Origin of the sequence: Dokdonella immobilis (assembly GCF_900115085.1) — a bacterium.
Taxonomy (GTDB): domain Bacteria; phylum Pseudomonadota; class Gammaproteobacteria; order Xanthomonadales; family Rhodanobacteraceae; genus Dokdonella; species Dokdonella immobilis.
The window spans coordinates 140,928-152,106 of the sequence record NZ_FOVF01000006.1 but is presented as its reverse complement, the minus strand read 5'-3'; the positions used below and the strand labels follow the sequence as shown (position 1 = coordinate 152,106).

Below are 11,179 nucleotides of genomic sequence, written 5' to 3'. Positions count from 1 at the left end.
TCCTGTGCGCGGAGTGGGGTTTCCGTGCAGCGTCGTGGGTTAGGGTGAGGGTGGCCGGGCTTCGCCAGGGCGAATGAAAATCATGAAACTGCACGACGACTTCACCACGCTGAACTGGGTCAAGGGCGAACTTGACGACACGCTCAAGCAGGCGCGCCAGGCGCTCGAGGCTTACGTCGAGGATCCAGCCGACACCAGCCTCATGCGCTTCTGCGCGACTTACCTGCACCAGGCGCAGGGAACCCTGCGCATGGTCGAGTTGTACGGCGCGGCGATGGTCATCGAGGAAATGGAACGGCTGGCCGAGGCCTTGCTGGCCGATGCCGTGCCGCAGCGCGAGGAAGGCTATTCCGTGCTCATGCGCGGAATGGTCCAGCTACCGGACTATCTCGAGCGCGTGCAGACCGGGCACAAGGACATTCCGATCGTCCTGCTGCCCCTGCTCAACGATTTGCGTGCCTGCCGCGGCGAGAAGCTGCTCTCCGATTCCGCCCTGTTTTCGCCCGATCTGGCCGCGGTACTGCCGGCCGCCGCCAACGGATTGCCGAAACCGCTGGCATTGAAGGAACTGCGTTCGCAGGCCCTGCGCCTGCGCCTGGCCTTCCAGGCGGCCTTGCTCAAGTGGTTCCGCGATTCCTCGCAAACGCAGAATCCGCTGCGCCTGCGCGATGTGCTCGACCGCCTGCGTTCGACCGTCGCCTCGGGCGAGGAGGCGCGCCGCCTGTTCTGGATCGCCGCCGGCGTTGCCGAAGCGATCGGCGAAGGTGCGCTCGAGTCCGGCGCCTCGGTCAAGCTGCTGTTCGGCAGCGTTGACCGCGAGATCCGCCGCTTCGCCGAGATCGGCGAGGAAGGCCTGAATTCCGCGCCGCCGCGCGAACTGGTCAAGGGGCTGCTCTACTACATCGCGCATTCGACCAGCCAGAGTCCGCGTGTCGAGGAAATCCGCCAGACCTATGCGCTCGGTTCGCTGCTGCCGACCGACCAGGAAGTCGCCCACGCCAAGAGCTCGATTTCCGGCCACAACCGCGCCCTGCTCGATACGGTGTCGGTCGCCATCAAGGAAGACCTGCTGCGGGTCAAGGAGGCCCTCGACATCTTCCTGCGCGCCCAGCAGCGCGACCCGGCCGACCTGATGTCCCAGATCGACCTGCTCGATCGCGTGCGCGACACGCTCGGCATGCTCGGTCTCGGTGTACCGCGCCGCGTAGTCACCGAACAGCGCAGCACCATCGAAGACATCGCCCAGGGCCGACGCGAAGCCGACGAGGGCACCCTGCTCGATGTCGCCGGCGCGCTGCTCTATGTCGAGGCATCGCTCGACGACCACATCGAGCGTCTCGGAGCGGTCGGCGAAGAGGGCGACGACGAGGCGATCGAACTGCCCAAGGCCGAAGTGCGCAAGATCCTCGATGCCTTGATGCACGAGGCGGCGGTCAATATCCAGCAGGCCAAGCACGACGTCATCGCCTTCATCGAGTCGCCCTGGGACCATGAGCGTGTCGAGCAGATTCCGCGACTGCTCGAGGAAATCTCCGGTGCGCTGCGCATGCTCGATCTCGGCGATGCGGCCGAGCTGATGGGTGGTATTGTCCGCTTCGTCGAAGTCGAACTGCAGCGCCATCGCCGCGTCCCGACCGCCGAGCAGATGGACAGCCTGGCCGATGCGCTGGCCTCGATCGAATACTTCCTCGAAGCGACGCGCGAACAGCGCGGCGGTCGCCAGAAGATCCTCGACGTGACCCGGGAGAGCCTGGAGACGCTCGGCTACTGGCCGATACCGCCGGCCGAATCGGAGGCCGTCGGCTCGCCCGCTGGCGGGATCGAAGCCGCCACGCCCGGTCCGGAGTCGGCGCCGGGAAAGTCGGTGGTGAGCGACGATGATGCACTGGCTGCCGCTGCTGCGCTGGCCTATGAAAACAGCGATTCGATCGACACCGGAAGTTACACGGCAACCCGGGTGATCGAACCGGTCGACGATGAGCCGACACAGGCCGGTACGGACTTTCCGAGTTGGGGCGAGCATTTGCCGCTCGAGCAAAGCGCAGCCCTGCGTCCCGATGACGCCAGCGACACCGCCGAGATGAATCTCGACGGGCTCGATTTCGTCGAGTCCGAAAGCAGCGCCATTCCGACCGGCACCACGTTTGAAACGGTCGAAGCGCCCGACGAACTCGACAGCGTGATCGAAATTGCCGAGGGCGAGGATCTGGCCGGCCTGATCGTCGGCGAGACTGGCGAAGCACGGCGCGAGGAACACGACGTCGGTGGGCTGCGGCTTGCCGAAACCACCCATGATCGCGATGCCCCCCATGCCGGGGCATCGGATCGGCTGGATGCCGGCAACGTCATCGTCGATGCCGACGGCAGTCGCTGGATCGAGGTCGAGGAAGAAATCGAGGAAGAGGTCGAGGAGGAAGTGCTCTCCGCCGATGCGGCCGATGGCAGTTTCCAGATCACCGCCTCGAGCGAGATCGACGACGAGATCCGCGATGTCTTCATCGAGGAAGTGCAGGAGGAAATCGACAACCTGCGCGCCCAGTTGCCACTCTGGAGAGCAGGCGCCGAGGACCTCGAGCGGGTCAAGCCGATCCGACGCTCGTTTCACACCCTGAAGGGCTCCGGTCGCCTCGTTGGCGCCCTTGCGCTCGGTGAGTTCAGCTGGAAAGTCGAGAACATGCTCAATCGCGTGCTCGATCGCTCGATCGCGCCCAGCGCACAGGTCCTGGCCCTGGTCGACCATGCGGTCGACGCGCTGCCGGGTCAGCTGGAGGCCTTGCGTGGCGAAGGGGTGCCGACCGCGAACATCGCCGGCATCATGGAGACCGCGGATCGCCTGGCCGAAGGCGAGCTGGCCTCGGTTCCGGCAAGACAGCAGGCCGTGCAGACCGTCACCCGCAAGGTCAAGCGCCTGGTCAAGCGGCGCGTGCCCTACGAGGAAGCGGCAGGTGCTACCGAGGCATCCGCCTCGGAATTGCCGGTACCGGTCGAACTGGAGAGTCAGCGCCGATCCGAAATCGTTGCCGGACCGATGCCCGGGCTTGATCCGGTACTGTTCGACATCCTCAAGAGCGAGACGGCGATGCATCTCGGCGTCGTCGACGAATTCCTCGACCAGGCCAGTTACGTCGATCTGCCGGTTTCGGAGCCACTGCTGCGCGCCGCACACACCCTCAGCGGCGCGATTGCCATGGTCGAGATCGAGCCGCTTACGCACCTGTTGTCTCCACTGGAAGGCTACCTCAAGCGGATGCGCGCGAGCGGCACGGCGGTGGACGCCGAAGGTCTCGCCGTCCTGCGCGAAACCGCCGCCGCCGTGCGCGAGGCGATGACCTGCCTGGACCGCGGATCCAGCGACCTGCCGGACACCCACGATCTTGCCGGTCGCGTCACCGCGTTGCGCGACGCATTGCACGAGCCCGAGAGCGCCTTGCAGTTCTATCACCAGGACGACGAGCATCTACAGGGCCCTGGCCCGGTCGATGTATCAATTGCCGCCGGCGCCGATGATGAGCTGGGCAACCTCGAATTCGAGGCCATTGCCGAAGACGATGGAGTGGTCGAGGCGTTGGTTGACGACGAGCCTTCGCTCTCGATCGCCCTCGCAACGGATGTCGGATCCTCTGCTGCCGACGATTCCGCCGCGCAAGCCGGCGACCGGCATCAAACCGCGGCCGATGGCGACGTGGCCGATGCGGATCGAAGCGGTATCGCGCTCGAGTTTCCGGAAGATACCGACATCGACGCGCTGATCGCGGCGTCCAATGCCTTCGCCGATATTCCCGGCCGGAGCGGATCCGAGTTTGCCGATATCACCGCGCAGCCGCTCGCCGATGGCGACGCCGAAGCCGAAGCCGAAGCCGAAGCGGGGTTTGCCATCGAGTTCGACGAGACTGCGCTCGAATCCATTACCCTCGACAACATCGTCGAGCCGGACCTCGAAGACACAACATTGACGTCGATCGCGGCCGGTGCGGACGAAACCGCGGGTGAGGCATCGATTGCGCCGACATCTTTCGACGCGCAGCCATCCGTCGAACCGGAGGTTCCGTCGGAACCTGCCGAAGAGGTCGAACCCGAAATCGAAGCAATAGTCGAAGCCGTCGACACCGACGAACCGCATCGCGCGCCGCCAGCGGAAGCAGTCGCGGAACCCGTGCCGGACGAGGACGCGCAACCCGCGGCCAGGGCCGTCGAAGAATCGTCGCAGCCCGATCTGCAACCCGAAGGCGCTCTCGAGCTGCCCGAAATGGACCAGGACCTGCTCGACATCTTCGTCCAGGAAGGCAACGACATCCTCGATCACTCCGATTCGGTGATGGCACAGCTGCGTGAATCGCCTCAGGATCGTGAACTCATCGTCGCCCTGCAACGTGACCTGCATACCCTCAAGGGTGGCGCACGCATGGCCGGCATCGGCCCGATAGGCGACCTCACCCACGCCATGGAATCGTTGCTCGACGCGACCTATGACGGCCATCGCAGCATGGACCTGTCCGCGGTCGAGGCGCTCGAGCGCAGCTATGACGCCCTGCATGGCCTGGTCCAGCGCATCGCCCGTCGCGAGGCGATCGCCATGCCGGCGCAGATGATTTCGCGCCTGGAAAATCTCGTGGCCGGCGAGAGCCTCGACGAATCCGAACCGATGCCGATGCCTGCTCCCGCGCCGATGCCGGCGGCAGCCGCGGCCGGCGACGACGCAGCGGGCAAGGCGGGAGCCCAGGTGCGACCGGCACCCCGGGCATTGCCGAATCTCGATGCGGAGGACGAGCCGCGCGCGCCGCAGGAAATGATCCGCGTGCGTTCCGAGTTGCTCGACTCCCTGGTCAATTACGCGGGCGAGGTCTCGATCTACCGTTCCCGACTCGAACAGCAGATTTCGAGTTTCCGCTTCAACCTGATCGAATTCGAACAGACCGTCAGCCGCCTGCGCGAACAGCTGCGCAAGCTCGAGATCGAAACCGAAGCGCAGATCATCGCGCGCTATCAGCGCGAGCACCACGATGGTGTCGAGGCCGTGTTCGATCCGCTCGAGCTCGATCGCTTCTCGCAGTTGCAGCAGTACTCGCGCGCACTCGGCGAATCGGTCTCGGACCTGGTCTCGATCCAGGGCCTGCTCGACGACCTGACCCGTCAGTCCGAAACCCTGTTGCTGCAACAGTCGCGTGTCAGCTCCGACCTTCAGGAAGGTCTGATGCGCACGCGCATGGTGCCGTTCGACTCGATGGTGCCGTCACTGCGCCGCACCGTGCGGCAAGCCGCGCAGGAGCTCGGCAAGCGGGCCCAGCTCAAGGTCGAGGGCGCCCAGGGCGAGATGGATCGCAACCTGCTCGAACGCATGAAGGCGCCGTTCGAGCACATGCTGCGCAACGCGCTTGCCCACGGTATCGAGACGCCCCAGCAGCGACTGGCGGCGAACAAGCCGCTCGATGGCACGGTGACGATCCGCGTCTCGCGCGAATCGACCGAAGTCGTCCTGCGCATCAGCGACGATGGCGCCGGCATGGATCGCGATGCGATCCGGCGCAAGGCCATCTCGCTCGGTCTGCTCAATCCGGATGCCAATCTGTCCGACCGCGACCTCTACGGCTTCATCCTCGAAGCGGGCTTCTCCACGGCCGAGCAGGTGACCCAGCTGGCCGGGCGCGGCGTCGGCATGGATGTCGTCCACAGCGAGATCAAGCAGCTCGGTGGTTCGCTGGTCATCGATTCGGTCCGCGGCACCGGAACCACGTTCACGATCCGGCTGCCGTTCACCCTCGCCGTCACCCAGGCGATCCTGGTCAAGCTCGGCGAATCCACCTACGCGGTGCCGATGTCGTCGGTTCAGGGTGTCGTGCGCATTGCCCTCGACGACTACTCCAAGCGTCTCGGCAGCGGTGATCCGACCTACACGTACGCGGGCGAGGACTTCAAGATCTACGAGTTGTCGCAACTGCTCGGAGTACCGCAAGGTCGCGTCATCGACGAGACCCAGCTGCCGCTTCTGATGACGCGGACCGGCGACCAGCGCGCGGCCGTGCGCATCGACGCCGTTGTCGGCTCGCGCGAAATCGTCGTCAAGTCGGTCGGTCCGCAGATCAGCTCGGTGCCGGGCATCTTCGGTGCGACGATCATGGGCGACGGTTCGGTGATCATGATTCTCGACCTGGCTCCGCTGGTCCGCCGCGTCGCCTCGCTGCGCGCAAGCGTGGCCGCCGGCGAGATTCCGGAAGTCGCGGAAGTCGTGCCGGCGCCGGAACTGCCGGAAGTGCGCCGCAAGACCATGATCATGGTGGTCGACGACTCGATCACCATGCGCAAGGTCACCACGCGCGTGCTCGAACGCGCGGAGATGGACGTGGTCACCGCGAAGGATGGACTCGATGCCGTCGAGAAGCTGCAGGACAGCGTCCCCGACCTGATGCTGCTCGACATCGAAATGCCGCGCATGGACGGCTACGAACTGGCCACCTACATGCGCAACGACGCACGCCTGAAGAACGTGCCGATCATCATGGTCACGTCGCGCACCGGTGAAAAGCATCGTCAGCGCGCACTCGAAATCGGTGTCGAGCGCTATCTCGGCAAGCCTTACCAGGAAGCCGACCTGCTGCGGCAGGTCCAGGAAACCCTGAGGACGACCCGTGCCGACGCCTGATCCGAACATGTCGATCGCGCTGTTGTCCCAGGCCGGCGAATCGGGCCGGCACCTGCGCGAGGCGCTGCTCGGGTCCGGCGCACCGATCGTCTACGAAGCACAGGCCGCGGAACTCGATCGCGATGCCCTCGAGCGCTCCGGTGCGCGCGTCGTCGTGGTCAACCTCGACACCGAGGTCGAGGCCCACCTCGACGAGGTCTACTCCCTGCTTGGTGATGACCGCTACAACGTGATCTTCAACGAGGCCCAGGTTTCCAGCCAGTTGTCCGGATGGGAGCAGGCGCGTTGGGCCCGGCATCTGGCAGCCAAGATCCTCGGTACCGAAAACGCCGATCCGCCGCGCCCGGAAGGCGCGGAAGCGGTGCCCCAGCCCGCCCCCAGGGCGCCGCTCGAGGCCAAGGCCGAAGGTCCGGTGGCTCCGGCAGACTCGGCCGAGCCCGCGGCCCATGCCGACGTCGGCGCGGCCGGCTCCGAAGTGACGCAGGAAACGGCGGAGTTGGTGCAAGAGGACTACTCGGATATAGCCAGTCTGCTTGCCGAGGGCGATCGGGTGTTGCCCCAGGCGGACGATTCTGGCCCCGCCGCATCCGCGCGCGCTGACGTGGATTCGAGGGAAACCGTGCCGATGCCCGTCCTCGATCTGTCCGAGTTCGACGACCTGGACGTCGCCGCATCGACCGGATCCGCTGCCGATCTCGATTTCGATCCGGAATCGACCCGGGAAATGCCGACGGTCGAGTTCTCCGGGATCGTGGTGGCCGAGGACACCGAATCCGAAACGCTGGGGTTCGCCGATCTCGATGATTTCGCCGACGGCGACGAGGTTTCGGACTTCGAATTTGCCGACGACAGCGTGGCAGCCGCGTCGGCATCGGTCGATGAGGATCTCGCCGAAGCCGTCGAAGCCGGCGAAGCAGCGGCTGCCGGCGCGGGAATATCCGGGCTGCAAATGCTCGATCTCGACTGGGCCGACGCTCCGGAGGTCGACAGCAAGGCCGCCGCCGGGGAATCCGCTCCGCCGACACCCCCATCCGCGATCGGGTCGGCATTCGCCTGGAGCCTGGAGGACATCGACGAAGGCGGGCCGGCGGATGCCACGAAGTCCGAGAGCGAGCCGCCCAAGCCCACCGAATTCGGCATCGAAACGATCAGCGCTTCCGAATATCTCGCTCCGGATGCCGAGCCAGCCAGCGACGAGCCGTTCGATGCAGGACTTTCGCTCGAACTCATTCCACTCGACGAGGCGGTCGCGCCGCAGCCGGCAGGACAGACCGCCACGGCCCACGCCGGTAGCGAATCCTGGCTCGACACCAGCACCAAGGTCGCGGTCAGCCGGGTCTGGGTGCTTGGCGCCTCGATCGGCGGTCCCGAGGCGGTGCGCGAGTTCCTTTCGCACATGCCGAAGAATTGCCCGGCGCTGTTCCTGCTTGCCCAGCACATGGGTGCCGAGTTCATGGACATCATGGCCCAGCAACTGGTGCGTTCCACGGTGCTGACCGTGCGCACGCCCTCGCATGGCGAGCGCGTCGGCCATGGCGACATCGTGGTCGTGCCGACGACGCATCGACTGCGCGTCGATCGCGAAGGCGTCATCACCCTGGAAACCCTGAATGCGGGCGACCTGCCCAATTCACCCTCGATCGACCAGGTCGTCGAGGACGTCGCGGATCGCTTTGGTGCGCGCGCCGGCGTCATCGTCTTTTCCGGCATGGCCGAAGATGCGGCGCAAGGAAGTCGTCATCTGGCCGCCAAGGGCGGCAAGGTCTACGCACAGGATCCGGATACCTGCGTGATCAGCTCGATGGTTGATGGCGTGATCGAGACCGGTGTCGTCGACTTCACCGGTTCACCCAGGGCACTCGCCGAGAGGGTCCTCGACGATTTCAAGTCGGCAGCAAGGAAATGAGGAATCCGTGATGATTGAACTTCCCCGCGAAATTCGTGGCGTCATGATTCCGGTAACCGGGGGTCGCGTGCTGCTGCCCAATGCAACGGTGGCCGAGGTGATCACCTACACCAGGCCGGAGGCCATCGAAGGCGCACCGCAATGGCTGCTCGGTCGGCTCGGTTGGCGCGGCTGGCGACTGCCACTGTTTTCGCTGCCGATGCTGGCCGGCCACGCCACCGAGGAAGACACGCGCAACGCGCGCGTCACCGTGCTCAAGGGCCTCAGCGGAAACGCCAAGATCCCGTTCCTGGCCATGCTCGCCCAGGGCTTCCCGCGCCTGACCACGATCACCTCCGAATTGCTCATCACCACGGGTGACAACACCGAAGTCGGGCCGGGTGTGCACTCCGAGGTACTGGTCCGCGACGACCACGCCGTGATTCCCGATCTCGGCCGGATCGAGGAAATGATTTCCCAGGCCCTGGCGGCCTGATTCCTTTCGTCTGGCGCCGCGGTTCGGCCCAGCCGGTCCAAGCGGCCATCAGAAATCGCCGTTGATCACCTGCAGGGCGGTGATGGCGGCGAGACCGGCAGTCTCCGTGCGCAAGATGCGCGGTCCCAGGCGGAGGCCGCGGAAATCGGCCTGGTCGAGCACGTTGAGATCCTGCTCCGACAAGCCGCCCTCGGGTCCCACCACCAGGGTCGCCGTGGCAAACGCCGGCAGGCTTCCCGGCACCATCTCGCCGGCCGGATCCAGAGCCAGTCGCAAGCCGCTCGAGGCATCCAGCGTCGAAGCCCATTGGGCCAGCCTGACCGGCTCCTCGAGGGTCGGCAGGGTGCTGCGGCCAGATTGTTCGCAGGCGCCGGCAATGACCGCATTCCAGTGGGCCAGGCGCCGCGCGGTGCGTTCGGCATCGAGCTTGACTTCGGTGCGACCGGTAATCAGCGGCACGATGTGGACGACGCCGAGTTCGGTCGCCTTCTGCAGGACGAAATCCATTTTTTCGCCGCGCGCGACACCTTGAGCAAGGATCAGCCGAAGCGGGCTTTCGCGATCTACGGCCTGGCCGTCGTCGAGCACGCGAGCGCTGACAGCGCGCTTGGCCAGCTGGCTGATTTCCGCGCGATAGTCCCGACCGTTGCCGTTGAACAGGATGATCGGATGACCGCGTTCCAGCCTGAGCACCCGCGCCAGATGCTCGCCGGCCTGAGTCGGCAGGAGGATTTCGGCGCCGTTCGACAGTGCCTCGAAAACGCAGATACGTGGAATGCGCATACGTCGATTCTAAGCCACGGCGTGGTCGATTCCAGCGATCGCCGCATCAACCATCAGGTCGATGTCATCCGTGTCCACGCAATAGGGCGGCATGAAATAGACGACATTGCCGAGCGGGCGCAGGATGACGCCGCGCGAGAGTCCGTGCAGATAGACGCGCAGGCCACGGCGCTCGTCGGCAGGGAACGGCGCCCGGCTTTCGCGGTCGCGGACCAGTTCGATCGCCGCGATCATGCCGGTCTGGCGGATGTCGGCCACGTTCGGGTGGTCCTCGAGGGCGCGCAGTCGCGTTCGCAGATGCTCGGCAAGCACCTTGTTGCGTGCGAGGACCGGCTCGTCATCGAAGATCGCCAGCGTCTCCAGCGCCGCCCGACAGGCCAGCGCGTTGCCGGTATAGCTGTGCGAATGCAGGAACGCCTTGCCGGTGCTGTAGCTCGCATAGAACGCCGCATGCACGGCTTCGGTCGTGAGCACGGCGGAGAGCGGCAGGGTGCCGCCGGTCAGGCCCTTCGACAGGCACAGGAAGTCGGGCGAGATCGCGGCCTGCTCGCAGGCGAATAGCGTACCGGTGCGGCCGAACCCGACCGCGATCTCGTCGGCGATCAGGTGCACACCGAATTCGTCGCAAAGCCGGCGCAGCCCGGCCACGTAGTCCGCATGGTGCATGCGCATTCCGCCGGCACACTGGACCAGCGGTTCGAGCACGACGGCGCACACCCGCGCGGCGCACTCCTCGAGCGTGCGGCGCATGTCCGCGAGGCAGCTTGCCGCATGCTGTTGCGGCGTCGACCCGGCCGGGCGCTGGTAGGCATCCGGCGACGTCGCGAGGATCGGCTCGAAAAGCAGGGGCGCATAGGTCGCACGGTACAGCGGCACATCGGTGACCGACAGCGCGCCGAGGGTCTCGCCATGGTAGCCACCGCGCAGGGCGATGAAGCGGTTGCGCTCAGGCCATCCCTGGTTCCGCCAGTAGTGAAAACTCATCTTCAAGGCGACTTCGATGGCGCTCGAGCCGTTGTCGGCATAGAACACCCGCGTCAATCCGGAAGGCGCGCGATCGACCAGCTTTTCGGCGAGGGCCACGGCCGGTTCATGGGTCATGCCGGCAAGCATGATGTGGTCGAGGCGATCGAGCTGGTCCTTGAGTCCGGCGACGATGCGCGGATGGCGATGGCCGAACACATTGGTCCACCAGGAGCTGACCGCATCGAGGTAGCGGCGGCCATCCGCGGCATATAGCCAGGCGCCTTCGGCGCGCTCGATGGCCAGCATCGGAATGGTTTCGTGATCGTGCATCTGGGTGCACGGGTGCCAGACCACGGCGAGATCGCGCGCGGCCAGCGAGGGTACGGAGAGGGCAGGGGAGTCGGACATGGCT

5 protein-coding genes are annotated in these 11,179 nt (G+C 65.8%); 3 read left to right on the top strand and 2 right to left on the bottom strand.

The genetic code is table 11. From position 1 onward, the window contains the following. Positions 1–82: 82 nt before the first annotated feature. The 3 genes from BM125_RS06835 to BM125_RS06825 are packed head-to-tail and all read left to right on the top strand — an operon-like array spanning position 83 to position 9,018. Positions 83–6,637 carry an Hpt domain-containing protein gene (locus BM125_RS06835; protein ID WP_175497944.1) on the top strand — a complete coding sequence of 2,185 codons (6,555 nt, stop codon included), beginning with the start codon at positions 83–85 and terminating at the stop codon, positions 6,635–6,637. A gap of 7 nt (positions 6,638–6,644) precedes the next feature. Beyond that, positions 6,645–8,543, top strand: a complete 1,899-nt coding sequence (locus BM125_RS06830) for a chemotaxis protein CheB (protein WP_092406257.1) — start codon at positions 6,645–6,647, stop codon at positions 8,541–8,543. A 10-nt stretch (positions 8,544–8,553) separates the two neighbouring features. Beyond that, complete coding sequence (locus BM125_RS06825; protein WP_092406255.1) at positions 8,554–9,018, top strand: chemotaxis protein CheW; 465 nt, start codon at positions 8,554–8,556, stop codon at positions 9,016–9,018. A 48-nt stretch (positions 9,019–9,066) separates the two neighbouring features. Here BM125_RS06825 and BM125_RS06820 read toward each other — a convergent pair whose 3' ends face one another. Together BM125_RS06820 and BM125_RS06815 are read right to left on the bottom strand one after the other, a co-directional pair. Beyond that, positions 9,067–9,801, bottom strand: coding sequence for a 16S rRNA (uracil(1498)-N(3))-methyltransferase (locus BM125_RS06820; protein WP_092406253.1), 735 nt, complete (start codon positions 9,799–9,801; stop codon positions 9,067–9,069). Between the two features lie 9 nt (positions 9,802–9,810). Further along, complete coding sequence (locus tag BM125_RS06815; RefSeq protein WP_092406251.1) at positions 9,811–11,175, bottom strand: adenosylmethionine--8-amino-7-oxononanoate transaminase; 1,365 nt, start codon at positions 11,173–11,175, stop codon at positions 9,811–9,813. Positions 11,176–11,179 lie beyond the last annotated feature (4 nt).